Genomic DNA, 26,073 nt, shown 5'->3' with positions numbered 1-26,073 from the left:
ACTCAGGAGGAGGTCTCCATGCTCGAACCGTCCGGTGATCGCCGAAGCAGGCGATGGAAAGCCGCGCTCCTTGTCGCCCTGGCGATGGCCGTGGCCGCGTTCGGCGCACCGGCGTTCGCCACATCGCCGCGGGCCGGTACGGCGGCCGTCGCCCATCCGGCGGCCCACAGCGCGGCGGACGCGTCCCTCCCGTGCGACCTCTACGCCGCGGGTGGTACGCCGTGCGTGACGGCACACGCCACGACCAGGGCGCTCTTCGCCTCGTACAACGGGCCGCTGTACCAGATCCAGCGGGCCTCCGACCACAGCTACCGCGACATCGGAGTGCTCAGTGCGGGCGGATACGCGGACGGCGCGTCCCAGGTGTCGTTCTGTTCGGGCACGTCCTGCACGATCACGAAGATCTACGACCAGACCGCCCGGCACAACGACATGCCGATCTCCTGGGGCGGCTACTGGAAGGGGCCCGGACCCAATGGGTCCGACGTCGGCGCGGACGCCATGGCCCTGCCGGTGACCGCCGCCGGCCACCAGGTGTTCGGCGTCAAGGTCACCCCCGGCGTCGGCTACCGGATCGACCACGCCGCCGGGGTGCCCACCGGGGCCCAGCCCGAAGGCATCTACATGGTGACCTCGTCGGACTACACCAGCCAGTGGTGCTGCTTCGACTACGGCAGCGGTGAGAACTCCCACACCGACACCGGCAACGCCACCATGAACGCCATCTACTGGGGCACCGCCTGCTGGTTCGGCGGCTGCACCGGCAGCGGCCCGTGGGTCGAGGCCGACCTGGAGAACGGCATGTTCCACACCAACACCGGTTCCAACAAGGACCCGAACAACCAGGGCGTGCACTACCCGTTCGTCAGCGCGTGGCTGAAGAACAACGGCACCAGCAACTTCACTCTGAAATACGGCAACGGCGCGAGCGGCGCCCTGACCACCACCTACTCCGGCCCCCTGCCGAACGGCTACTCACCGATGAAGGTCGACAGTTCGGTCCTGCTCGGCACCGGGGGCGACAACAGCCCCAACGGCGTCGGCGAGTTCTTCGAGGGCGCGATCACGGCGGGCTATCCCTCCGACGCCACCGAGAACGCCGTCCAGGCCGCCATCACCACGGCCGGCTACGGCGCAGGGGGCGGTGGCGGTACGTCGACCGCGCTGCACGCGATCGGTGCGGGCAAGTGCCTTGAGGTGCCGGGCGCGTCCACGACGCCGGGCACGCAGACGCAGATCCGCGACTGCACCGGAGCGGCGAACCAGACCTGGTCCCGGACCGACTCCCGCCAGCTCACCGTGTACTCCGGCAGCAGCCGACTGTGCCTGGACGCCTCCGACCAGGGCACCAGCCCCGGCACCAAGGTCATCACCTGGACCTGCAACGGCCAGGCCAACCAGCAGTGGAACGTCAACGCCAACGGCACCGTCACCAGCGCCCAGTCCGGCCTGTGCCTGGACGTGACCGGCGCCGCCACCGCCAACGGCACCCCCGTCGAACTGTGGACCTGCAACGGCGGATCCAACCAGCAGTGGTCACTGAACTGACCCCGTGACACGTGACGCAGGAGGACCGAATGAGGACGAGAGCGAGACCCGGCCGTCTGGTACTGGCCGTCGGCATCGTCTTGGCGTTCGTGCTGCAGTTGTCGGCGACGGCCGAGAGCCGGGCCGTCTCGGGCGAGGCGCTGAGCGTGAACCTGGCGTCGACGCGGGGCCCGTCGACCGGCGTGGGTGAGGGATTCCTCTACGGTTTCACGCAGGACGGCAGCCAGCCGGCGGACCAGTTCATCAAGCCGCTGGGGATCAACGCGTTCCGCGGCGGCGGCTGGTTCTCCGGCGGCTGGATCAGGGACAACTACCAGTACGGATCGGCCACCCGGGCCGACCTCGACTCGATCGTCGCGCAGGCGAAACGGCTCACCCAGCCGCCGTACCACGCGCAGTACCAGGTACTGGTCAGCGACATCTACGGCGCCAACGGCGGGCAGCCGTCCAACACGAGGTACCCGTGCGACAACGGCGACTGCTCCAACTGGATCAGCTTCATCGACTCCACGGTGGGGGCACTGCAGGCATCGGGGCTGAAGTTCGCCTACGACATCTGGAACGAGCCGGACATCTCCGCCTTCTGGACCCGGGGTGTGAACAGCGCCCAGTACTTCCAGATGTGGGACACCGCCTACCGGGAGATCCGGCGCATCGCCCCCTCGGCGCAGATCGTGGGACCGTCGCTCGCCTTCACCCCGCAGAGCAACCCGGGTGAGTGGCGGACCTGGCTCGCGCACGTGAAGGCGGCCGGGACGGTACCCGACATGATCACCAACCACGACGAAGGGGATGTCGATGACCCGGTCACCGTCTCCCAGTCCCTCAACAGCGCCCTGACAACGGCGGGCATCGGCCCGCTGCCGCTGTCCGCGAACGAGTACCAGCCCGCCGACCGGCAGACCGCCGGGGTGACGGCCTGGTACCTGGCGCGGTTCGCGCAGTCCGGATACACCAACGCGATGCGCGGCAACTGGGTCTGCTGCGTCACCCCCAACCTGACAGGAGTCCTCACCCAGAGCGGCGGCACCTGGCAGCCGACCGGCAACTGGTGGGCGCTCCGCGACTACGCCGACATGACCGGCACCCTCGTCGACACCTCCGCCCAGGTCGGCTCGACCGCGATCTCGGCCTCCGAGGACCCCACCAACAAGCGCGCGGTCGCGATCATCGGCGACGCGAACGGCAACTCCGGTACCGCGTCCGTCACCTTCAACGGCCTGTCGTCCGTCCCCTGGCTGACCAACGCCGGCAGCGTGCACGTCACCGTGCACCGCATCCCGGACCAGGCACCGCTCGCCGCGCCACAGACCGTCTACGACCAGAACCTGAGCGCCTCGGGCGGCTCGATCACCGTCCCGTTGACGTACCAGGGCGCGCACGACGCGTTCGCCGTCTATCTCACCCCGGCCTCCTCCGGCGGCGAGAGCTTCCCGGCCGGCTACCACCAACTCGTCGTCGCCAACAACAACTTGTGCCTGGACGTGTACGGCGCTTCAAGCAGTGCGGGCGCCGCGATCGACCAGTGGACCTGCAACGGGCAGAGCAACCAGCAGTTCCAGTTCGTGCCGGCCTCGGGCGGCTACGGCGAACTGCGCGCCCAGAACTCCGGCCAGGACGTGGCGGTCGCCGGCAGTTCCACGACGGCAGGCACCCCGGACATCGTCCAACAGAGCCCCGGCACAGCGGCCAACGGACTCTGGCTGCCCGTGCGCCAGTCCGACGGCTCCTACGCCTTCCAGAACCGCAACAGCGGTCTGTGCCTGGACGTCTACGGCGCCGGCAGCACCGCGGGCCAGCAACTCGACCAGTGGCAGTGCAAGAACACACCCGGCACCAACCAGGACTTCTTCCTCCGCTGAACCGTCCGCCGACGGCACCGGCCGTGGACATCCCCCCACCTGCGAAAGGAACCCACCGTGTCAGCAATCGCACGGCTGTTACGGCGCCTGCGTGTCCCGACGGCCGTGGTCGCGGGCCTCGTCCTGGCCGCCGGCGGCGTCGTGGGCACAGCCGCCGCTCCGGCCCGGGCGGCCACCTCCATCGCCCTCAACGGCGCGTCCGGCGGACGGACCTTCGACGGCGTCGGCGCGATCAGCGGCGGAGGCGGCAACAGCAGACTCCTGATCGACTATCCCGAGCCGCAACGCGGCCAGGTCCTCGACTACCTCTTCCGGCCCGGCTACGGGGCCTCCCTGCAGATACTCAAGGCCGAGATCGGCGGGGACACCAACTCCACCTCGGGAGCCGAGCCCAGCCACCAGCACACCCGCTCCGACCTGAACTGCGACCGGGGCTACGAATGGTGGCTGATGGAGCAGGCCAAGGCCCGCAACCCGAACATCAAGCTGTACGGGCTCGCCTGGGGTGCCCCGGGCTGGATCGGCAACGGGAACTTCTGGTCCACCGACATGGTCAACTACCTGGTCTCGTGGCTGGGCTGTGCCAAGCAGCACGGGCTGAGCATCGACTACCTCGGCGGATGGAACGAGCGAGGCTACAACGTCTCCTGGTACCAGCAGCTGCGGGGCGCGCTCAACAGCAACGGCTACGGCAGCGTCAAGATCATCGCGGCCGACTCGGACTGGTCCGTCGCGAACGACGTCAACTCCAACCCGGCGTTCGCCTCCTCGGTGAGCGCCATCGGCACGCACTACCCCTGCGGCTACCGGTCGTCCCAGTCCACCTGCTCGGTGCCGGCGGCCGCCATGTCGTCCGGCAAGCCGCTGTGGGCGAGCGAGAACGGCTCGGACGACTACAACGGGGGAGCGCAGGCCATGGCCCGCGGCATCAACCGCGGATACATCGACGGACGGATGACCGCGTACCTCAACTGGCCGGTGGTCGCCGCCCTCACCCCCAACCTGCCGTATCCCACCATGGGTATGGCCCTGGCCGCGCAGCCGTGGTCCGGCTCGTACTCGATCGGCAAGAACACCTGGGTGATGGCGCACACCAGCCAGTTCACCAGCCCGGGATGGCACTATCTCGACGCCTCCAGCGGCTACATCGGCGGCAACCGCGCAGGCGGAAGCTATGTCTCGCTCAAGTCCACGAACAACTCCGACTACTCCACGGTCATCGAGACCATGGACGCAGGCAGCGCGCAGACGCTGAACTTCAACGTCACCGGCGGACTGTCCACCGGAACCGTCCACGTCTGGTCCACCGATGTCGGTTCCACCAACCCGGCCGACCACTTCGTGCACACCACGGACCTCACCCCGTCCGGCGGCGGTTTCAGCCTGACCGTCCAGCCCGGCCACCTGTACACCCTGACCACCACGACCGGACAGGGCAAGGGCACCGCCAGCGGTCCCGCCCGGAGCGCGCTGAAGCTGCCGTACAGCGACTCCTTCGACGGCTACACCACCGGCACCGAGGCGAAGTACCTCATGGACTGGCAGGGCGCCTTCGAGACGGTGGGCTGCGGCGGTGGTCGCAGCGGAAAGTGTGTGCGCCAGATGAGCCCGCAGAAGCCGATCACCTGGGACTCGCTGACCGATCCGCACGCCCTGCTCGGTGAGGTGGGCTGGGGCAACTACACCGTCTCGTCCGATGTGCTGCTGGAACAGGCCGGATACGCCGAGCTGATCGGCCGTGCGGGCGGGCACGACTACGACCGCACCGGCGGACAGAACGCCTACCGGCTGCGGGTGAGCGACACCGGGGCCTGGTCGATCCTCAACTCGAACACCAACGGCACCGTCTCCACCCTGGCCCGCGGCACGACCACGGCGCTCGGCACCGACCGGTGGCACAGCCTTGCCCTCACCTTCAACGGCACCACGATCACCGCCGCCATCGACGGCGCCACGGTCGGTTCCGTGAACGACGGCACCTGGGCCGCCGGGCAGATCGGCTACGGGACCAGCCAGGGCGAGACGGCACAGTTCGACAACCTGTCCATCACGCCCGGCAGCGGCGGGAACGACGGCGGCACGGCCGGCGCGATCGTCGGGGCCGGCTCCGGCCGGTGCGTGGACGTACCGAACCAGTCGCAGACGGCCGGCACCCAGGTGGCGCTGTGGGACTGCAACGGCGGCAGCAACCAGCAGTGGACGAACACCTCGGCCGGTGAGCTGCGGGTCTACGGCAGCGACTGCCTGGACGCCGCGGGCCAGGGCACCAGCCCCGGCACCAAGGTGGACATCTGGGGCTGCACCGGCGGTGCCAACCAGAAGTGGACGCTCCACGCCGACGGCACGATCACCGGTGACCAGTCCGGCCTGTGCCTGGACGCCGCCGGCGCCGGAACGGCCAACGGCACCCTGCTGCAGCTGTGGACCTGCAACGGCAGCAGCAACCAGAAATGGACGCGCGACTGATCCCGTGACCGGCTGACGATCAGTGACCGTAGGCACCACCTCCGTCAATTCCCCCGAGAGGCCCCCCACATGTCCTCCTCCTCCCTGCCGCTCGGCCGGCGCCGACTACTGGCGGCGGCTGGCGCGTCGACGGCCGTCGGCCTGCTGCGGTTCGCCCCCGAGGCCGCCGCGACCGACGGCCCCGGGAGCTACACCGCGAGCTGGTCCTCCGTGGACCAGCACCCCCCGGCCCCGGCCTGGTTCCAGGACGCCAAGTTCGGCATCTACTACCACTGGGGCGTTTTCAGCGTCCCCGCGTTCGGCAACGAGTGGTATCCGCGCAACATGTACATCGGCGGCTCGTCCGAGAACAACCACCACAAGGCCACCTACGGCGACCCCTCGGCCTGGCCGTACAACAACTTCATCGACGGTGCCCGTGACAAGGCGGGCAACTTCGTTCAGTTCGCCCCCAAACTGGTCTCCCAGGGCGGCAAGTGGGACCCGGACGCCTGGGCCCGGCTGTTCAAGGCCGCGGGCGCCCGGTTCGCCGGCCCGGTCGCCGAGCACCACGACGGCTTCTCCATGTGGAACAGCCGCGCCAACCCGTGGAACTCGGTCCAACGCGGTCCCCGACTCGACCTGGTAGGGCTGCACGCGCAGGCCATCCGCGGGCAGGGACTGAAGTTCATGGCCTCGCTGCACCACGCCTACCACTTCAACGGCTTCTACGACCACGTGCCGAACCAGTCGGACCCCACGCTGCGCATCCTCTACGGCCAGCAGGGCTCGGCCGCGGAGAACAAGCTCTGGCACGACAAGCTGGTCGAGGTCATCGACGGCTACCAACCGGACCTGGTCTGGCAGGACTTCGACCTGAACCTCGTGCAGGAGTCCTACCGGCTCCAGTTCCTCGCGCACTACTACAACCAGGCGGTCGCGTGGAACAAGGACGTGGTCGCGACCTACAAGGACGGCCTCAACAACAAGGGTGAGGTCTTCGACTTCGAGCGCGGCGGCCCGGCCGGTCTGCTCACCCCCTACTGGCTGACCGACGACAGCATCTCCTCCTCCAGCTGGTGCTACACGGTGGGCATCGGCTACTACTCGACGCAGGCCATGCTCCACTCGCTGCTCGACCGGGTCAGCAAGGGCGGCAACATGCTGCTCAACATCGCCCCGATGGCCGACGGCACCATCCCCTCCGGGCAGCAGTCCATCCTGCTCGCCATGGGGGACTGGCTCGGCCGCTTCGGAGAGGCGGTCTACTCCACCCGCTCCTGGTCCAGTTACGGCGAGGGCCCCACCAAGATGGGCGGAGGCTCGTTCAGCGGACCGGTGGCCGGCAAACCGCAGGACGTCCGCTTCACCCGCAGCCGGGACAACAAGGTGCTCTACGCCACCGCCCTGGGCTGGCAGGGCGGCACCATGACCATCACGACGCTGAACTCGAACCAGATCAACCTCAGCAGCCTGACGGGCGCCCAACAGCTCGACAACACCGCCGGCACCTACATCAACCTGCCCGCACCGACCCAGGACGCCTCCGGCCTGCACCTCACCATGCCCTCGTCCAACCCGCCGTTCAGCGCCCTGGCGTACACGGTCAAGCTCACCTTCTCCGGCGAGATCCCCGTCCTGGGCGCGCCGGGCGGCTCCACGACCTGGGTCAGGATCGCCAACGTGACCAGCGGACTGGTGCTCGACAGCGGGGGCAACGTCGCCTCCGGCTCCAACCTCAAGCAGTGGAACTACGACGGCAGCACCAACCTGCAATGGCAGCTGATCGACCTCGGCAACGGCTACTACCGCCTCATGAACCGCACCAACGGCATGGCCGCCGACAGCTGGGGCAACGCAGCCAACGGCGCTCCCGCCCGCCAGGAGACCTGGAACGGCGGCAACAACCAGCAGTGGTCACTGGGCAGCCTCGGCGACAACCGCTACCAGATCGTCAACCGGGACACCGGCACCGCCCTCGACGGCAGCGGCAGCACCACGGCCGGCTCCACCACGGTGCTGTGGATGCCGAACTCCAGCACCAACAACGCGTGGACCATCACCGCCGTGTGAACCGGCACTACCCGTACGACGGAAGAACTCGACGACGGAAGAACTCGACGACGGAAGAAGGAGAGCATGGAACGCAAACCGCTCTTATTGTCCATCGCGGCCGCACTGCTCCTCATCCTGACCACCGCGGGCACCTCGTTCAGCAGCGCCCTCGGCGCACCCGCGCCGGCCACGAGGTCCGCCGCCGCGGCGAGCGCGGGCTGCGGCAAGGCCCCGACGCTGACCAGCGGCAACCACACGATTCAGAGCGGCGGCCAGAACCGCAGTTACATCCTGCGGGTCCCGGCCGGCTACGACAGCAACCACCCCTACCGGCTGGTCTTCGGCTTCCACTGGCGGGGCGGCACGGCGAACGACGTCGACTCGGGCGGAACGGACGGCTACAACTGGTCCTACTACGGCCTCAGGCGCCTGGCCGACAACGCGAACAACAGCACGATCTTCGTCGCGCCCCAGGGCAACGGCAACGGCTGGGCCAACCCCGGCGGCCAGGACGTGGCCTTCGTCGACGCCATGGTCAACCAGATCGAATCAGGCCTGTGCGTCGACACCACCCAGCTGTTCTCCGCCGGCTTCAGCTACGGCGCCGCGATGTCGTACGCCCTCGCCTGCTCCCGGGCGACGGTCTTCCGCGCGGTCGCGGTCTACTCCGGCGCGAACCTCAGCGGCTGCAACGGCGGCAACCAGCCCATCGCCTACATGGGACTGCACGGCCTCAGGGACAACGTGCTGCCCATCCAGTCGGGACGAGACCTGCGCGACACCTTCGTCCGGACGAACGGCTGCACCCCGCAGAACCCGCCCGAGCCGGCCAACGGAAGTCTGACGCACATCATCACCACCTACTCCGGATGCAGGTCCGGATACCCCGTCGTCTGGGCCGCGTTCGACGGAGCGGGCCACGACCCGGGTCCCATCGACGGCTCCACCGGTGACGGCTGGCGCACCTGGACGTCGGCGGCGGTGTGGCAGTTCTTCACCCAGTTCGGCTCGAACCAGCCGCCGCCTCCGCAGTCCGGCAACCAGGAGATCGTCGGCCAGCAGTCGGGGCGCTGCCTCGACATCAACAACTCGACCACGGCCAACGGCACGCAGGCCCAGCTGTGGGACTGTAACGGCGGCTCCAACCAGCGGTGGACCTACTCCGCCGGAAAGCAGCTGGTCGTCTACGGCAACAAGTGCCTGGGTGTCGGCCAGGGAGCGGGCAACGGCACCCCGGCGGCCATCTGGGACTGCAGTGGACAGGCCGACCAGCAATGGAACGTCAACGCCGACGGCACGATCACAGCAGCCCAGTCGGGGCTCTGCCTGGACGCCAGCGGCCAGGCGACCGCCAACGGGACGAAAGTCCAGCTGTGGAGCTGCTCGGGCGGCGCCAACCAGCACTGGAGCCTGCAGAACTGAACGATTGACGTCCTGAGTTAACGACGATAAGTTAACGTCGTTAACTCAGGACGGGAGCAGCTCGTGGTCACACTGGAAGCCGAAGAGGTCTACGCGCTCGCGCCGTACGCCAAGACGCTCGGCGTCGAGTTCGAGGAGATCGCGGCGTCCGGCGTCCGGGCCAGGCTGGCGCACGATCTCTCCCTTTCCACGGTGGGTGGCGGCCTCCACGGAGGGGCGTTGATGGGGCTCGCCGATGTGTGTGCCGCCGTGTGCGCCGCCCTCAACGGTCCAGTCGGCGCCGCACCGGCCACCGTGGAGTCGAGCACGCATTTTCTTCGGCCCGCACGCACGAGCGTCGTCGCGACAGCCCGTCCCCTGCGCCTGGGGCGCAACACCGTCATCGAGGTCGACGTCCACGACGAGAAGGGCGAACTGTGTGCCCGGGTGACCCAAGTGGTCACCGCCGTCGTGCCGAAGGCACCCTGATACATGTCTGCGACCGTTTCCCGGATGCGCGCCGCCAAGGGCCAGGGCGGGCTGCTCCGAGACCAGCTCCTCGACGTCGCCGATCAACTGCTGGAGGACGGGGGCGCCGAGGCGCTGACGATTCGCGCCGTGGCAACACGTGCGGGAGTCAGCCCGCCGGCCGTCTACCTCCACTTCGCCTCGAAGCGGGACCTCGTCCATGCGACGTGCCTGCGGGTATGGAGCTCCCTGTTCAGCGAGTTGGAAGCAGTGTCCCGGGACATCCCGGCTCCCGTGACGGCGCTGTACGAGATCTGCGTCGCCTACATCGCGTTCGGACTTCGTCATCCTTCCCAGTACCGGCTCGTGATGACAGGGGAGGCCACCGAGGCCAGCCGCCGGAACGAGGACGAGTGCTTCCGCTATTTCCGGGACAAGGTCGCAGCATGTGCTGATGCCGGGGTTCCGGTGACGAGCAGGACCGAGACCGCCAGAGTGTTGTGTGCCGGCGTGCACGGGGCGGTTTCCCTGCTGATCCACCAAGAGCGTGATGTCTGGCCTCCGGACCACGATCGCTACGTCAGACGGGCGGCGTCCTCAGCAGTCCACGGCGCGCTTCTCACCGCATCCCACACGTCCGGACCCTCGCTGGTCGACGTGACGCAGTCGGGCTGACCCCGGGTGCCTGGACAGCACCTGGGGCGGTTGGGTCAGACGACGGTGCCGGTCACCGCGCGGGCGTTCTTGGTCACGTGGTAGGTCACGGTGGCGCCGCTCCAGAAGTGGAAGACGAGCCTGGCCTGCGTGTGGTCCCGGAGCGCGTTGAGGAAGTCGGAGGTGAGCAGGAGCCCGTTGCCGGAGTAGTCCGGGCTGAAGGACACGTTGAGCTCCTGGTAGGGACTCCAATGGACGGGCCCGGCGTTGGAGCCGTCGGCGTAGGTGGCCTCCATGGTCGCCAGTTGGTCACCCCGGTACTGGGTGGGGAGGGTGAGACCGCTGGTGGAGCCGGTCGCGTCGGAGAGCACAGGGCTGTCGTACGTGGTCACGTAGATCTGCCAGGGCAGTTCGCCGGAGTACCGGGCCTCGATGGTCGCGTTGGTCCCGTAGGCGCGGCTGCCCACGAGTCTGGTGAGGGCGGCGGCCGTGAGGGTGAGCTGGTTGTCGGAGACGGTATAGCCCTGGCCCTGGGCGAGCCGGGTGCTGCCTGCCAAAGCCCCTGGATGTCAGTAAGTTCTGGTGGCCCCGCATCGAATGTTTCGGGATTCCCGGCGAATCATGCGAGAAGTATTGACGCCGTTCTGAGGTTCCCTATCATCCAGATTGCTCGATAGTTCGACTGTTGTTCGGTATGACGAACAAGAGGGCCGCTCCACTCGCACAGCAGGGCGTCACCGCACACGTCTGCCGCAACGCTGAGCCGCAAGGGGTATGCCGCACGATGTATATGTCATGGGCTTGTCAGCCCTGTTCTCGCCGTCTCGCGCTGACGGCGACCACCGGCCCTTCGCCGCCGCGGACCGCTACGCACCGCACCACCTCGACCGTCCGGTCGGCCTCCGCGCGGGGCAGCCGGAACCGCTCACCCAAGGACAACGAGGTCCCCATGCGTAGACGTAGTTTCGACCGCGGACGTGTGTCCGTGGTGCTCGCCGCTGCGATCGCGGCCCTGGTCGCGTTGGCGGCGATGCTCGTCGCCAACCCGGCTCAGGCGGCCACCAGCGGCGCCTTACGTGGTGTCGCCGCCGGCCGATGTCTCGATGTGCCGAACTCCAGCCAGACCGACGGCACGTACCTGCAGATCTGGGACTGCTCGGGCGGGACCAGCCAGCAGTGGACGGCGACGGACAGCAGCCAGCTGACCGTGTACGGCAACAAGTGCCTCGATGTTCCGGGCCACGCCACCACGGCCGGTACGCGCGTGCAGATCTGGACCTGCAGCGGGGGTGCGAACCAGCAGTGGCGAGTGAACTCCGACGGCACGATCGTCGGCGTGGAGTCCGGACTGTGCCTGGACGTCACGGGCTCCGGTACGGCCAACGGCACGGCGGTGGAGATCTGGACGTGCAACGGCGCCGGCAACCAGAAGTGGACCGGCCTGTCCGGGACGACCCCGCCGGGCGGCGGCAACTGTGCTCTGTCGTCCTCGTACCGGTGGACGTCGACGGGAGCGTTGGCACAGCCGGCGAACGGGTGGGTCTCGCTGAAGGACTTCACCAACGTGACGTACAACGGCAAGCACCTGGTCTACGCGTCGAACGTGTCGGGATCGTCGTACGGCTCGATGCGGTTCGCGCCCTTCACGAACTGGTCCGACATGGCGTCGGCCGGCCAGACCGGCATGAGCCAGGCCGCGGTGGCGCCCACGCTGTTCTACTTCGCGCCCAAGAACATCTGGGTGCTGGCGTACCAGTGGGGTGCGTGGCCCTTCATCTACCGCACGTCGAGCGACCCCACCAACCCCAACGGCTGGTCCGCACCGCAACCCCTGTTCACCGGCAGCATCTCCGGGGCCGCCCCGATCGACCAGACCCTGATCGCCGACGACCAGAACATGTACCTGTTCTTCGCCGGTGACAACGGCAAGATCTACCGGGCGAGCATGCCGATCGGGAACTTCCCGGGCAACTTCGGCTCGTCGTACACGACGGTCATGAGCGACACGGTGAAGAACCTGTTCGAAGCACCGGAGGTGTACAAGGTCCAGGGCCAGAACCAGTACCTGATGATTGTCGAGGCTCGGGGTGCGAGCGAGCAGCGCTTCTTCCGCTCGTTCACGGCCTCCAGCCTGAACGGTTCGTGGACCCCGCAGGCCGCCACCGAGTCCAACCCCTTCGCGGGCAAGGCCAACAGCGGCGCCACCTGGACCAACGACATCAGCCACGGCGACCTGGTCCGCAACAACCCCGACCAGACCAAGACCATCGACCCCTGCAACCTGCAGCTCCTCTACCAGGGCAAGTCCCCCAGCGCGAGCGGCCCCTACGACCAACTGCCGTGGCGGCCGGGCGTCCTCACCCTGCAACGCTGACCGTCGACCGATACTCATCGCGTCGAGGAACCCCAGCCGCGCGTCGGCTGGGGTTCCTCCGCACGGCCGCTGATTGCGCCTCGCGCATGGCCGAAGTCAGGGGGCGCCCTGACGTGCAGGGCAGGCAAGCGCCCACGGCGTGGACCTCAACCAGCGCTACGCCTCCGCCGCGATCGTCCCGGACGGCACACCGGACCCCGGCTTCGCACGCGACCCCGAGCTGCACTTCCAGCCCAGCACCCGCCCCGGCGTCAAGCTCCCGCACGCCTGGATCAGGCTGCCCCCAGCTTCATCACCCTGCTGCGACAGGGATGACGGCGACGGTCTCTCACCTCCGCACGAGTTCACAGCGCTTCACGGCGCACTGACACCACCCCCCCAGGTCATCGACTTCGACAGGGGGCAAAAGTCATGCCGGGCCCGGAGGCCGGCGGCCCCATTGCAGGACCGCGAAAAACATAACTCGGGGAGTGCGTCCCGCCTCCCAGGTGGGAGACGAGTGGGAGATGATCATGGCGTGGTGATGCAGTCAGGCGCTGGGAAATGCTGGATGGTGCTATATGTGTGGCCCGGGATCAGGACCCGGACTCCGCCGCGTGCGGGCTCAGCGCACCCGTCGTGACCAGCGCGATGATGACGATGCCGAGTGCGATGCGGTAGTAGACGAACGGCATGAAGCTCTTGTGCGAGATGAACCTCATGAACCACGCGATCACCGCGTAGCCGACACCGAAGGCGATGACCGTCGCGAGGGCCGTCGGGCCCCAGGAGACATGGCCGCCCTCCGATGCGTCCTTGAGTTCGAACACGCCCGAGGCGAGCACGGCCGGCATGGCCAGCAGGAAGGAGTAACGGGCCGCCGCCTCACGCGTGTAGCCCATGAACAGACCGCCACTGATGGTCGCGCCGGACCGGGAGACACCGGGGACCAGCGCCATCGCCTGGCACAGGCCGTAGATCAGACCGTCCCGTACGCCCAGGTCCTTCAGGCCCTTGCGTTCCTTGGCCGCCCGGTGCTTGCCGCCGGTCTCGTCGCGTGCCGCGAGCCGGTCGGCGACGCCGATGACGATGCCCATCACGATCAGCATCGTCGCGGTGATCCGCAGATCCCGGAACGGTCCCTCGATCTGGTCCTTGAGCGTGACCCCGAGAACGCCGATCGGAATCGAGCCGACGATCACCAGCCAGCCCATCACCGCGTCGTGGTCGCTGCGCATCGCCTTGTTGGTGAGCGAGCGGAACCATGCCGAAAGGATCCGCCCGACGTCCTTGCGGAAGTAGATCAGCACCGCGGCTTCCGTACCCAGCTGGGTGATCGCCGTGAAGGCGGCACCCGGGTCCTCCCAGCTGGAGAACGCGGCCGTCAGGCGCAGATGCGCACTGGAGGAGACGGGGAGGAACTCGGTCAGCCCCTGGACGAGTCCGAGGATGATGGATTCAAACCAAGACATGAAGTTACGTGGTCCAAGCGCTGATCGTGGAAGGGCCGACGGACACCCGGCGCCGCGCACAAACGCTCGAAGAGCGGCGGAGATCAGGTGTGTTGGGGGCAGCCTAGCGGCCTCCGGCGACAGGCTGAGCACAGGGGGCGGAGTCAAGGGGCGGTAAAGGGCGGGGTTCGCCCGCTGGCCCTCTCCGCACCATCCACCCCGTGGACACTCCCGACGCGGTGTTGACCGGCCGCTCGGACGGAACATACGTTGCCAGCGAAGAGTAAGCGCTTGCTGCCCCCGGAGGTCCCGGAGTCATCACGCGTTGACCCACGTCAGGCATCGCGTCCGATGGAGCGTTGATCACGCACATGACCACACCCGCAACCCGTTCCGGCACCTCTGCCGCCGCCTCTCCCGCAGGCCGCGTGCCGCAGGCCTCATCCGCTCCGCTCCCGCCGCTCACCGGCCGTCGTATCCGGGCCGCCGTCATCGGGGCGGGCGCCATCGGACGGGGGTCGCATCTGCCGGCGCTCGCCCAGCTGGCCGACGAGGGCGAGACGGAGGTCGTCGCCGCCGTCGACATCAATGCCGACGCGGTCAAGGCGTTCTGCGCGGAGAGCGGGATTCCGCACGCGTACACCGACCTGGAGCAGATGCTCCGGGAACAGCGGCCCGACCTGGTCACCATCTGTACGCCGCCCACCCTGCACCGCGAGCAGACCGTGGCCGCGCTGCGCGCCGGGGCATGGGTCTGGTGCGAGAAGCCGCCGGTGCCCACGCTCGCCGACTTCGACGCGATCGAGGCGGAGGAGGGGCTCGGGGGCGGACCGTACGCCTCGATCGTCTTCCAGCACCGCTTCGGCTCCGCCTCCACGCATGTGCGGCGGCTGCTCGCCGAGGGAGTGCTGGGCCGGCCGCTCGTGGCGCACTGCCAGACCACCTGGTACCGCGACACCGCCTACTACGCCGTCCCCTGGCGCGGACGCTGGCAGACCGAGGGCGGCGGGCCCGCCATGGGCCACGGCATCCACCAGATGGATCTGCTGCTCGATCTGCTCGGGCCGTGGAGCGAGGTGCGGGGGATGGCCGGACGGCTCGTCCACGACGTCGAGACCGAGGACGTGTCCACCGCGCTCGTCCGGTTCGCGAACGGCGCGCTGGGGACCGTCGTCAACAGTGTGCTCAGCCCCGACGAGGTCAGCCGCATCCGCATCGACTGCGAGCGCGCGACCGTCGAACTCACCCATCTGTACGGGCACTCCAACGCCGACTGGACCATCACCCCGGCGCCGGACGTGCCGGAGGCGGAGATCGCCGCGTGGCGCGACTTCGGGGCGGACGTGCCCAGTTCGCACCTCGCGCAGCTGCGCGAACTGGTCGCCAGCATGCGCGCCGGCGAACGGCCGCGCAGCAGCGGGGCGGACGGACGGACCAGCCTGGAACTGATCACCGCGCTGTACAAGTCCGCCTTCACGGACACGACCGTCAAGGCGGGCGACATCGGGCCCGGCGACCCCTACTACACCGCGCTGCACGGCGGTGCGCCCGGCTGGGCGCCCGCAAGCGGCGACGATGGTGCCCTGTCCGGTTCCGCTACCGAGGAGGCGTCCGCGTGACCACGTCCGAGGACCTGCGCGTCGTCCACGCGCACGGTGACCGCATCACCGTGACCGAACCCGTCACCGGGGTCGAGCTGTTCAGTTACGTGTACGGGGCGGAGGCGGCCTGGGAGGCGCCGAAGCCGTATCTGCACCCGATCCGGACGCTCGCCGGAAACGTTGTCACCGACTACCGGCCCAACGACCACCGCTGGCACAAGGGCCTCCAGCTGACGGCCTCGCATCTGTCGGGGTCGAACCTCTGGGGCGGCAACTCGTACGTGCACGGCGAGGGATATCTCGCCCTCCCCGAGCGCGTCGGCTCGATGGCCCACGTCGGCTTCGACGAGGTCGCCTCGGAGGCGGGCCGGGTCGTCATCGCGGAGCGGCTCACCTGGCACCCGTACAGCGGGGAGCTGTGGGCGGACGAGTCGCGTCGGGTCGAGGTGCACGACGTCGACCCGACCGCGGGTTCCTGGGCGCTGACCTGGACGAGCGCGATCACCAACCGGCGTGACGAGCCGCTGCTCTTCGGCAGCCCGACCACCGCCGGGCGCGAGGCGGCGGGCTACACCGGCCTGTTCTGGCGCGGCCCCCGCGCTTTCCGGGACGGGCGCGTGCTCGGCCCCGACGCCGAGGGACCCGAGCTGATGGGCACGCAGGCGCCGTGGCTGGCGTACTCCGGCGAGTTCGACGGCGCAGACGGCCACGCCACGCTGGTCTTCGCACACGCGCCCGAGAACGACCATCTGGGGACCGAGGGCGCCCATCCCGCCCACTGGTTCGTGCGCAACGAGCCGTTCGCCGCCGTCGCCCCCTCCTGGGCCTTCTACGACGAACTGGAGCTCGCGCCCGGCGACACGCTCACCCGCCGCTACCGGGTCGTCGTCGCCGACGGGGAGTGGGAGCGCGAAGGCGTCGCCAAGTACCTGGCGGAGCACCCGTGGTGAGCGCGGCACCCGGCACGGCATCCGGCATGGCGGCCTTTGCCGGGCTGCCCGGCGGCGTCGCCGTCTCGCACCTGTCCGTCTACGACTGGCCGGCCGACGACGGGGTGTGCGGCGGAACTCCCCATATGCACCTGACCTGTTCGGAGGCGTACGTCATCACGGGCGGGCGGGGAGCGGTGCAGACGCTCACGACGTCCGGGTACGAGGTGACGCCGCTCGCGCCCGGGACGGTCGCCTGGTTCACGCCGGGCACCATCCACCGGCTGGTCAACGAGGACGAACTGCGCATCACCGTCCTCATGCAGAACAGCGGGCTGCCGGAGGCGGGCGACGCCGTGCTGACGCTGCCGCCCCGGTATCTGACCGACCCGGAGACGTACGCCGCCGCGACCGTGATCCCGGCCGACGCGCCCGTCGCCGAGCAGGAGCGGGTCGCCCGGGCCCGGCGCGACCTCGCCCTTGAGGGGTACCGGGCGCTTCGGGAGGCGGAGGGGCCACAGGCGCTGGCCGCCTTCCATGAGGCGGCGGCAGCTCTCGTGCGGCCCCGGCTCGCCGACTGGCGTGAGCGCTGGCGGCGCGGCGCCGAGGCGGCGGCCACGGCGACGGGCGCCCAGCTCGACCGTCTGGAACGGGGCGACACGTCCCACCTCGCGCAGGCCGTCGTACGGGCCGAACAGCCTTCGGCGCACGGGAAGTTCGGGATGTGCGGGCGGCTGGACGTGTACAAGGGCCCCTCGTAGGCAGAGGGGTGCCCCTTGCGCCTTCCGGGTCCGGATTCAGTGCCCGCGCAGGTGGTGTCGCTTGCGCCAGGCCACCACGGCGCCCACCACGGCCGGTACGGCGATGAAGGCCATCGCGATCAGGAAGGCGGGGGAGGTCGGCGACGAGGCGCGGGCCCCCGCGACGACGTACGCGGCGGTGTTCGGAACGGATCCGAGTGCCGTCGCGAGCAGGAACGGCAGCCAGCCCATGCGGGAGACGGCGGCGCAGTAGTTGGCGGCCCAGAAGGGCACCCCGGGAAACAGTCTCGCCGCCATCATGGAGCGGAAGCCGTGCCGGCTGAGCTGGCCGTCCGCCGCCTGGAGCCAGCGGGCGCGCAGCAGTGGGCGCAGTGCGTCCTGGCCGAGGACGCGGCCCAGGCCGAAGGCGAGCCCGGCACCCAGGACCGTCCCCGCGAGGGCGGCGGCGAGGCCCAGCTGGGAACCGAACAGCGCGCCCGCCGCGAGGTTCAGCAGCGGACGCGGCACGAACGCCACGGTGCACAGTCCGTACGCCGCCCCGAAGAGCACCGCCGCCGCGGCCCCGCCGACCTGGGGCGGCCAGCCGTCGGCGAGCAGCCGCTGGGGCTCGAAGAGCAGGACGCACGACGCCGCGGCGCCGAGCAGAAGTACAAGGAGCGACAGCCGCGACCATGGCGAGAGCAGTGCTCTCGTGCAGCGCGCGGCGAGGCCGCCGGGCGGGGCCACGACGATCACGGCAGGCGAGAGCGGAGAGAGCTCCGAAGCGATGGCCGGGGGAGTGGCCGTGGCGGTGCCCCCAGAGCGGGTGGTGGCATCGAGCATTCGGCGACACTAACCGACGGATATGTGTGATCGCCGTATGGTTCGTCTCAACGGGGGAACAACCGGGGACACGACCGGCGCGCCCGGTGACACGTGACTCCCTACCCTGCGGAAACACCACGCCGTGACATGCGCCACTGCTGCGGGCCTTCCCGCGCTCGCGAAGCCCTTGTCGCCGGAAAACCATTCGACGTGCGGTGACGCGTCGGCGATGATCGGCCTCATGTTCCGGTATGCCTTCCCTCTCGCAGCGTCCGCAGTCGCGGATGCTCCGAAGGCTGCCGTCCCGATCCTCTTGGCCGCAGCCGACGGCGCTCGAAGCTGACCCTTCCCGGATCGTCCGGCGGACCCCGTAGGGGGAGGGTCGGCGAACTTCCTCGGGGTCCCCGTCCCGGCCGCGTTCTCCGCGCCGGGACCTTCACTCAGTACCGCTGAAGAGGCTTCGAGGTACCGCCATGTCCAAGACGGCTTACATCCGCACGAAACCGCATCTCAACATCGGCACGATGGGTCACGTCGACCACGGGAAGACCACCCTGACCGCCGCCATCACCAAGGTGCTCGCCGAGCGCGGCTCCGGCACGTTCGTCCCGTTCGACCGGATCGACCGCGCCCCGGAGGAGGCCGCGCGGGGCATCACCATCAACATCGCGCACGTGGAGTACGAGACCGACACCCGGCACTACGCGCACGTGGACATGCCCGGCCACGCCGACTACGTCAAGAACATGGTCACCGGGGCCGCGCAGCTCGACGGGGCGATCCTCGTTGTCTCCGCGCTCGACGGGATCATGCCGCAGACCGCCGAACACGTCCTGCTGGCCCGGCAGGTGGGCGTCGACCACATCGTGGTCGCCATCAACAAGGCCGACGCGGGTGACGAGGAGCTGACGGACCTCGTGGAGCTGGAGGTCCGCGAACTCCTCAGTGCCCAGGGCTACGGCGGCGACGCCGTACCCGTGGTGCGGGTGTCCGCCCTCAAGGCTCTTGAGGGCGACCCCCGTTGGACGGCGTCGATCGACGCGCTGCTCGACGCCGTGGACACTTATGTGCCCGTCCCCGAGCGGTATCTGGACGCGCCGTTCCTGCTGCCGGTGGAGAACGTGCTCACCATCACCGGCCGGGGAACGGTGGTCACGGGCGCGGTCGAGCGCGGCACCGTCCGGGTGGGTGACCGGATCGAGGTGCTCGGCGCGGACGTCGAGACCGTGGTCACCGGCGTGGAGACCTTCGGCAAGCCGATGGAGGAGGCGCAGGCGGGGGACAGCGTGGCGTTGCTGCTGCGCGGAGTGCCACGGGACGCGGTCCGACGCGGGCACATCGTCGCGGCGCCGGGCAGCGTCGTACCGAGCCGGCGGTTCTCCGCACAGGTGTATGTGCTGTCGGGGCGCGAGGGCGGGCGTACGACGCCGGTCTCGACGGGGTATCGGCCCCAGTTCTACATCCGGACCGCGGATGTGGTGGGGGACGTGGACCTTGGTGAGGTGGCTGTCGCGCGGCCCGGGGAGACGGTGACGATGACCGTCGAGCTGGGGCGTGAGGTGCCGTTGGAGCCGGGGCTCGGGTTCGCCATCCGTGAGGGTGGGCGGACTGTGGGGGCGGGGACCGTGACCGCCGTGGAGTGAGGTGGCTGGTGTGCGTGGGGGACTGCGGGGCCGTTGTGGCTGGTCGCGCAGTCCCCCACGCCCCTTGGGGCACGCTGAAGCCAGGCACAATGAAAGGGTGAACGAGGAGTCGATACCCGTTGCCCGTGCCGTCGATCATGGGTTCGCCAAGCTCATGCCCGACGTCGACCGTGAGCGTGCCTGGCTGCTCACGGTCGACGGGGCGCCCCAGTCGTACGTCGACCTGGACGAGCCGACGTATCTGGAGTTCGAGTACGCGCGTCGGCTCGGGCACGTCCTGGACACCGTCGCGGAGCCGGGGCGGGCGCTGGACGTGCTGCACCTCGGTGGTGGCGCGCTCACCCTGCCCCGGTACGTCGCCGCGACCCGGCCCGGTTCCCGGCAGGACGTCGTCGAGGCCGATCGCGGGCTGCTTGACCTGGTCGTCGAACACCTTCCGCTCCCCGTCGACGCGGGCATCGCCCTGCACGCGGCCGACGCCCGCGCATGGCTCGAAGTCGCCCCCGACGACTCCGCGGACGTGCTTGTCGCCGACGTGTTCGGCGGGTCACGCGTTCCGGCTCACCTGACCTCCCTGACGTACGCCGAAGAGGCCCGGCGGGTGCTGCGCGGTGACGGCGTCTACCTCGCCAACCTGGCCGACGCCGCGCCCTTCGCCTTTCTGCGCTCCCAGCTCGCCACGTTCTCAGTGGTGTTCGAGGAGCTGGCGCTGATCGCCGAGCCGGGTGTTCTACGGGGCCGGCGCTTCGGCAACGCGGTGATCGTCGCCGCGCACCGCCCCCTCGATCCGGCCGCCCTGGCCCGCCGGGTCGCCTCCGACGCCTTCCCGGCCCGCCTTGAACACGGGCCCGCGCTAAGGGAGTTCATCGGAGGCGCCGCACCTGTCCGGGACGAGGAGGCGGTGCCGTCACCAGTGCCGCCGCAGGGGGCCTTCGGGATCGGGTGAGGCTCGGTGGGCGAGGCCGGCGTAGGGGAACGCGGGGGGCGTCAGCCGTCGGTGCTCTCCAACTCGCCCTTCACCGGCGCCTCCTGGGCCGAATCACGGGTGGTCTTCTTCGTGCGCCGGGTGAGGTTCCGTACGTCGCGTACGGACAGGGCCGCCGCCGTCACCACCACGATCAGGGCCGCGCAGCCCCACAGGGCCGGAGTGCGGCCGAAGGCGTGTTCCGCCGGGCCCGCGAGTGCCGTGGCGAGAGGGAGCAGCGCGACCGAGCCGAACCAGTCGTACGCGGAGACGCGGGAGAGCTTGTCCTCGGGGATCTCCTGATGCAGCGCGGTCATCCAGCTCACGCCGAACACCTCCTGCGTCACGCCGGTCGTGAACATCACCGCGCAGAGCACGGCCATCGGCGCCGGTACGGCGAGCGCGGCGGCGGGCAGGGCGAGGGGGAACACGCAGAGGGTGCCGGCGAGCAGCAGCCGGCGTGGCTTCCAACGCGTCATCAGCAGGGCACCGGCGACCGTGCCGGCCCCGAAGGTGGCCAGCGCCAGTCCCCAGGGGCCGGCTCCGCCGAGGCTGTCGCGGGCCACGAGCGGGCCGTACACCGACTGGGCGGCGCCGATGACCGCGTTGGCGACGGCGAACTGGACGACGATCACCCACAGCCAGGACCGTCCGGCGAACTCCCGCCAGCCCTCTCGCAGATCGGAGAGCATGCCGCTGCCCGGCTCGCGCGCCGGGATGTGACTCACGTCGAGGAACGAGCGCAGTGCCCCGGCGACGGCGAACGCCACCGCGTCCACGGCGAGGACCCAACCCGGGCCGAGCACGGCGACCATCGCGCCGCCGAGGGCCGCGCCGCCCATCGAGGCGCTCTGCATCGCCATCCGGAACACCGCGAAGGCGCGGGCGGCCTGGTCACCCTTGACCGAGGACAGCAGCATGCCCTCGGCCGCCGGGCTGAAGAACGCCTGCCCGGTGCCGCCGAGGGCGGTCAGCAGCATCATCTGCCACAGCTGTGGCTCCCCGGCCAGGACCAGCACCGCGAACGCCGCCTGGGAGAGGCAGTTGAGGGCGTTGGCGGCGACCATCACATGATGCCGGGGGAGCCGGTCGGCGACCGCGCCGCCGATCAGCAGGAACAGCACCAGCGGCAACGTCCGTGCTGCCGCGACCAGCCCCACGTCACCGGCGTCGCCGCCCGCCTCCAGCACGGCGAACGCGGCGGCGATCGTCGCCCCGTTGCTGCCGAGGTTCGTCACCACCGCCGATGCGGTCAGGAGGCTGTAGTTGCGGCCCGCCCAGTCGGGGCGGCGTGGACGTGTGGTGGGGGAGCCGGCGGAGGTCACCGGGCGACTATCGCCGCCCACCGCCGACTTGCCAATTCATTTCCTGACCCGCCGCGCCCCGGACCGGCCGGTTTCGGCCGGTCCCGCTCCGTACGTCCCGCACGCCCGCGTCACGCCCCGGTCGGGTCCCCGTGCAGTCGGACCGTGCTCAGGATCTGCATGATCGTCTTCTCGGACACCTCCCCGGTGACGCCTGTGGCGCCGTAGAGGCTCCATGCCACGTAGTCGCCGACCGAGTTCTTGAAACCGAAGGTGATGGCCTTGCCGTCGCTCGCGCACTTCCCCGTCTGCGGGGTGTTCTTCGAGTGGGCCCGGGCGAAACTGCCCTTGATGCCCGACTTCGTCGTGTACGGAGTCGCCTTCTCGTCGAAGACGAGGCTCTTCTTGTCGGGCTGTGTGTAGCCGCCGTAGACCCACCAGGGGACCTGGTTCAGGGCGACCTCGTCGGCGTTCTTGGCGCCGCTCGCTCCCTTGGTGCCCACGGCCGCGAGCGCGGTGTCCGACGTACGGCCGTCCTTGTCGTCGTCCGAGACACACCACTTCGACTTGTAGTACGCGGGCGCCGACATGGTGATGAGCGGCTTGGTGTCGGCCTTGGCGTCGGTCTCCTCGAAGCCGATCAGCGTGCCCGGCGACTTCACCTCCCAGCCCGCCGGTACGTCGAAGGCTGTGCCCCACTTCGGATTCACGACCACCTTCCAGCCGGCGACGGTCGGTTGCTCGGCCTGGGAGTCCCGAGGGTTGTCGTCGGAAGCCGACGGGGACTCGGACGCGGGGGCCGAATCACCGGGGTCCGCCGATTCGGGGGCGGGTGTCGACGCGGGCGCGGACTGCTTGTCCTTGGCCGGGCCCGCGCCCGCCTGCTCGTCCTTGTCGCCGCCCAGGACCAGGAAACCGGTCACCCCGGCCGTGATCACGACAGCGATGGCCGCCACGATCGCGGTGACCTTCGTCCGGTTCCCGCCTCCGTCCGACGGAGGCTGCGGGGCGCCTGTCGGCGCCGGAGCACCCCAGGCCGGTTGCGGCTGCTGCTGCGGGGGCTGGGTATAGGGGTTGGGCTGCGGATACCCGGTCTGCTGGTAGCCGGGTTGCTGGTACGGGTTCGGCTGCTGATAGCCCGCCTGCTGGTAGGGATTGTGCGGCGGGACCTGTGCCTGCTGCGGATGGTGCGGGTCCTGCGGGTTCTGCTCGCCCCCGGGCGGCTGCTCTTCTGGCCACATGGCCGGTAACGATACGGCGATCGGCGGGCCGGATCCGGCCGGAGTGGCCTCGGGGTCGTCGCCGACCGGTGGGACGACGGTGTCGGCGGCGATGCAATGGCGATGAAGTGGCAATGAAACGGATGTTGTCCGCTCCTGTCCGAACATCTGCCGTTACAGGTGATCAACTCGACGCGGATGGGCGCCAGTTGGCTCTGGTTCCCGGCTCGGCGGGGGCGTCCCTCGCGGTGCTGGAAGATGAAGATTGTGTGTGCCACCCGGGTGTTCGTGCACACAACTCGGCAGGCGACGGAGGGGCAATTTCGAATGCTGGTGCGGATACCGTCGGTAACACATCTGAATTCTTTTCGTTTTGAACTTTGGTCACTCGTACTTCTTGTTTACTGTGAGACGTGTGTGCGAGTGTGAGCCAACTCGCGCGGGGGCGGAGGTCAGACCCCCTTGTCCCGCTCGGGATTCCGTGCCGGTCGACCCGAAAGTCCCCCAGCTGACGAGTCGTAGGTACGCACCAATCGGGCACCTGCTTTCCCGTGGATGTGCAATTAGCTCGTGCCGTCCTGCGGCTTGGAAGGAAATAGGTTCTGTGCAATCCCCTCCCCCACCGCGTCCGCCCTACCCGCCTCGTCCTGGCATGAGCCAGGGGGAATCCGACATGAACCTCGCCGCGCGACTGCGAGGGCGAGTGGAGGGCGAGAGCGCCTACGCCGTCGCACTCCTGTTGGCGCGGCACTGGCAGTCGACGTACGACTACGCGGCCATCTGTCTCGCGGTGGAGGGAGACCTTGCCACGATGGCCGCCACGTCGGCCTTCCACCGTGTGCTCGGGTTGCTGGAGCGCGGTGAGTCGAATCGGGCGCTGCGACCCCAACTCCTCGTAGCGGTAAGGGAAACGGTCCGGGAGTGGTCTGCCGACGACGGTATTTCGGTGGTGCTTCCGGAACTCCGCAAACCCACCGGTGGACGTGGTCTACGCGCGGCGAGGGCTCGGACATCCGAAAATCGGCAACTGGCCGAGCGGTCATTCGGTGTCCTGCCGAGAGCGGCCCAATGTCTGCTCTGGCACACCGAGGTCGAGGCCGAGCCCCTTTCCGTACCGGCCGGTCTGTTGGGGGTGGACTCCGTAAGCGCTTCGGCAGCGCTGGAACAGGCCCGTGAGCAATTCCGCACCGCTTGTGCACGCGCCCATCGTGAACTCGCGCCGACCAACGAATGCCGCTTCTACAACCGCCTCCTCGACGTTCCGATCCGACGTGGCGGCGCCCTGTTGCCCGATGTCGAGCAGCATCTGCTGTCGTGCCGTCACTGCCGGCACGCCGCCGAGCAACTCAGCCATTTCGAAGGGGAACTCGGCACGCTCATCGCCGAGGCCGTGCTCGGCTGGGGAGCCCGCCGTTATCTCGACTCCCGTCCGGGACGCGGTGGCCCGGGTGCCTTCCCCCGCAAGCCGGCCGCCCGCGGCGGCGGCAGCGGGCGGGGCCCCGGCAGCGGTGGCCGCCATCGGCTCATGGCCCATTTCCCCCTGACCGAGGACCGGTTCGCCCTCCCGGGAAGGCGCAGGCGCGCCGTGGCCGTCGGAGTCGGTGTGATGTCGTTCGCGCTGCTCGCGAGCGTGCTCGGCGCCCGCAACTGGTCGCACGACAGCACTGTGCCGACGGCCACCTGGGGGACGGCCAGCGGCTACTCGGCCGGACCGGGTGTCGGCTCCCCGAGCCCCGCCGACCCCGGGTCGGCCTCGCCGTCGCAGACCGACGGTTCGTCGCCGGCCCCCGCCGCCTATCCCGGCGCGGGGCAGCACGGCAGGCTGCACCACGACGCCACGGGCCTGTGCCTGGACATCCAGGGCGGCCGGGTCCTGGCCGGCGCCGGGACGCGGCTGGCCGTGTGCTCGTCCGCCGAGACCCAGCAGTGGTCGTACGAGTACGACGGACTCCTGCGCAGCCTCGCCGACCCGAGGCTGTGCCTCGACTCCCACAGCGCCGACGGAGACGTCGTCCTCTCCGGTTGTGTCGGGACCGCTGCCGACGAGGTTCGCTACGACCTCACCGTCCAGGGCGAACTGCTGCCCCGCTGGCGCGAGGAACTGGCTGTCGTGCCCGTCTCGCTCCGGGCCGGTGCGGACGTCGTGGTCAAGCCGAGGTCCGGGTCCGCGGGGGAGACCTGGACGCTCGTGCCCGGGCGGTCCGCCTCCGACTCCGCCAAGAAGGGTGACCGGGAGGAGAGCGACGGGGCGGCGACGGGTGACAAGGGAGACAAGGAAGGCAAAGACGCGAAGGGCGGGGAGACGGGACAGAAGCCGAAGGGAAAGGGGGAGGGGGAGGGTGGTTCGGACGGCACTCAGCAGGGGCCCGAGTCCGATACAGGTGACGGGACTTCGGGGGCACCCGGGGCGTCCGAGCCCTCACCCGAGGCCACTTCCGACCAGCAGTTCGAGACGCGTTATGTCGCGGACGACGGCACCGAGGAGCAGCCCGCGCCCGTTCCGGCGGCGGACCTGCAGCAGCCGATGGACGCGGTGAAGGCCGTCGTGGTCTCGGCGGTGCGGGCGGTCGGCTCGTTCACACAGGTATCGGGTCGCTCGCCCAGCTGACT

19 protein-coding genes and 1 pseudogene are annotated in these 26,073 nt (G+C 69.5%); 15 read left to right on the top strand and 5 right to left on the bottom strand.

The features are described from left to right. The first annotated feature begins 18 nt into the window (after nt 1–18). The 7 genes from OG241_RS09900 (at nt 19) to OG241_RS09870 (ending at nt 10,454) form a co-directional block, all read left to right on the top strand. Nucleotides 19–1,548 (top strand): arabinofuranosidase catalytic domain-containing protein, encoded by a 1,530-nt coding sequence (locus tag OG241_RS09900; RefSeq protein ID WP_405814822.1) that lies wholly within the window; start codon nt 19–21, stop codon nt 1,546–1,548. A 29-nt stretch (nt 1,549–1,577) separates the two neighbouring features. Beyond that, entirely contained in the window at nt 1,578–3,410 is a 1,833-nt protein-coding gene (locus tag OG241_RS09895) for an RICIN domain-containing protein (RefSeq protein ID WP_405814821.1), read from the top strand. A gap of 57 nt (nt 3,411–3,467) precedes the next feature. Continuing rightward, a complete protein-coding gene (locus OG241_RS09890; protein ID WP_405814820.1) occupies nt 3,468–5,876 on the top strand; it encodes a ricin-type beta-trefoil lectin domain protein in 2,409 nt (802 codons plus the stop codon). 69 nt (nt 5,877–5,945) lie between these two features. After that, the gene (locus tag OG241_RS09885; RefSeq protein WP_405814819.1) at nt 5,946–7,928 is read left to right on the top strand and encodes an alpha-L-fucosidase; all 1,983 of its coding nucleotides are present in this window, start codon (nt 5,946–5,948) and stop codon (nt 7,926–7,928) included. A gap of 66 nt (nt 7,929–7,994) precedes the next feature. Then, nucleotides 7,995–9,332 (top strand): ricin-type beta-trefoil lectin domain protein, encoded by a 1,338-nt coding sequence (locus OG241_RS09880; RefSeq protein ID WP_405814818.1) that lies wholly within the window; start codon nt 7,995–7,997, stop codon nt 9,330–9,332. A gap of 63 nt (nt 9,333–9,395) precedes the next feature. After that, on the top strand, nt 9,396–9,800 hold the full coding sequence (locus tag OG241_RS09875) for a PaaI family thioesterase (protein ID WP_405814817.1): 405 nt from the start codon (nt 9,396–9,398) through the stop codon (nt 9,798–9,800). 3 nt (nt 9,801–9,803) lie between these two features. Further along, entirely contained in the window at nt 9,804–10,454 is a 651-nt protein-coding gene (locus OG241_RS09870; protein ID WP_405814815.1) for a TetR/AcrR family transcriptional regulator, read from the top strand. A 35-nt stretch (nt 10,455–10,489) separates the two neighbouring features. Here the strand turns inward: OG241_RS09870 and OG241_RS09865 are convergent, their stop codons facing one another. Next, complete coding sequence (locus OG241_RS09865; RefSeq protein ID WP_405814814.1) at nt 10,490–10,990, bottom strand: hypothetical protein; 501 nt, start codon at nt 10,988–10,990, stop codon at nt 10,490–10,492. A 392-nt stretch (nt 10,991–11,382) separates the two neighbouring features. Here OG241_RS09865 and OG241_RS09860 point away from each other — a divergent pair, with 392 nt between their 5' ends. Further along, the gene (locus OG241_RS09860; RefSeq protein WP_405814813.1) at nt 11,383–12,807 is read left to right on the top strand and encodes a non-reducing end alpha-L-arabinofuranosidase family hydrolase; all 1,425 of its coding nucleotides are present in this window, start codon (nt 11,383–11,385) and stop codon (nt 12,805–12,807) included. Nucleotides 12,808–12,934: 127 nt separating this feature from the next. Further along, a pseudogene (locus tag OG241_RS09855) lies at nt 12,935–13,081 on the top strand (2,4-dichlorophenol 6-monooxygenase); the annotation flags it as partial. A gap of 301 nt (nt 13,082–13,382) precedes the next feature. Here OG241_RS09855 and OG241_RS09850 read toward each other — a convergent pair. Next, entirely contained in the window at nt 13,383–14,258 is an 876-nt protein-coding gene (locus tag OG241_RS09850) for an undecaprenyl-diphosphate phosphatase (RefSeq protein WP_405814812.1), read from the bottom strand. Between the two features lie 350 nt (nt 14,259–14,608). Here OG241_RS09850 and OG241_RS09845 point away from each other — a divergent pair, with 350 nt between their 5' ends. Genes OG241_RS09845 through OG241_RS09835 form a run of 3 tightly spaced genes read left to right on the top strand, consistent with a single transcriptional unit; the run spans nt 14,609 to nt 17,528 of the window. After that, nucleotides 14,609–15,856: a Gfo/Idh/MocA family protein gene (locus tag OG241_RS09845; RefSeq protein ID WP_405814810.1), complete on the top strand. Its 1,248-nt coding sequence runs from the start codon at nt 14,609–14,611 to the stop codon at nt 15,854–15,856. Beyond that, nucleotides 15,853–16,788 carry a PmoA family protein gene (locus OG241_RS09840; protein ID WP_405814809.1) on the top strand — a complete coding sequence of 312 codons (936 nt, stop codon included), beginning with the start codon at nt 15,853–15,855 and terminating at the stop codon, nt 16,786–16,788. Before OG241_RS09845 ends, OG241_RS09840 begins: the two co-directional genes overlap by 4 nt. Before the next feature lie 26 nt (nt 16,789–16,814). Continuing rightward, the gene (locus tag OG241_RS09835) at nt 16,815–17,528 is read left to right on the top strand and encodes a cupin domain-containing protein (RefSeq protein ID WP_405826111.1); all 714 of its coding nucleotides are present in this window, start codon (nt 16,815–16,817) and stop codon (nt 17,526–17,528) included. Between the two features lie 36 nt (nt 17,529–17,564). On the opposite strand, the gene OG241_RS09830 is transcribed toward OG241_RS09835, so the two are convergent. Continuing rightward, nucleotides 17,565–18,350 carry a TVP38/TMEM64 family protein gene (locus OG241_RS09830; RefSeq protein WP_405814808.1) on the bottom strand — a complete coding sequence of 262 codons (786 nt, stop codon included), beginning with the start codon at nt 18,348–18,350 and terminating at the stop codon, nt 17,565–17,567. 455 nt (nt 18,351–18,805) lie between these two features. Here OG241_RS09830 and tuf point away from each other — a divergent pair, with 455 nt between their 5' ends. Both tuf and OG241_RS09820 read left to right on the top strand, forming a co-directional pair. Continuing rightward, the gene (tuf, locus tag OG241_RS09825) at nt 18,806–19,975 is read left to right on the top strand and encodes an elongation factor Tu (RefSeq protein WP_405814807.1); all 1,170 of its coding nucleotides are present in this window, start codon (nt 18,806–18,808) and stop codon (nt 19,973–19,975) included. 154 nt (nt 19,976–20,129) lie between these two features. Beyond that, complete coding sequence (locus OG241_RS09820; RefSeq protein WP_405826109.1) at nt 20,130–20,921, top strand: spermidine synthase; 792 nt, start codon at nt 20,130–20,132, stop codon at nt 20,919–20,921. 41 nt (nt 20,922–20,962) lie between these two features. On the opposite strand, the gene OG241_RS09815 is transcribed toward OG241_RS09820, so the two are convergent. Beyond that, on the bottom strand, nt 20,963–22,264 hold the full coding sequence (locus OG241_RS09815; RefSeq protein WP_405814806.1) for an MFS transporter: 1,302 nt from the start codon (nt 22,262–22,264) through the stop codon (nt 20,963–20,965). Nucleotides 22,265–22,374: 110 nt separating this feature from the next. Continuing rightward, on the bottom strand, nt 22,375–23,484 hold the full coding sequence (locus OG241_RS09810) for a hypothetical protein (protein WP_405814805.1): 1,110 nt from the start codon (nt 23,482–23,484) through the stop codon (nt 22,375–22,377). Between the two features lie 631 nt (nt 23,485–24,115). On the opposite strand from OG241_RS09810, the gene OG241_RS09805 reads away from it, so the two are divergent. Continuing rightward, a complete protein-coding gene (locus OG241_RS09805; protein ID WP_405814804.1) occupies nt 24,116–26,071 on the top strand; it encodes an RICIN domain-containing protein in 1,956 nt (651 codons plus the stop codon). Nucleotides 26,072–26,073 lie beyond the last annotated feature (2 nt).

The sequence above is a fragment of the Streptomyces sp. NBC_01390 genome, assembly GCF_045040105.1.
In the GTDB taxonomy this organism is placed as follows: Bacteria; Actinomycetota; Actinomycetes; order Streptomycetales; family Streptomycetaceae; genus Streptomyces.
This window is presented reverse-complemented; position numbering and strand designations above follow the sequence as displayed.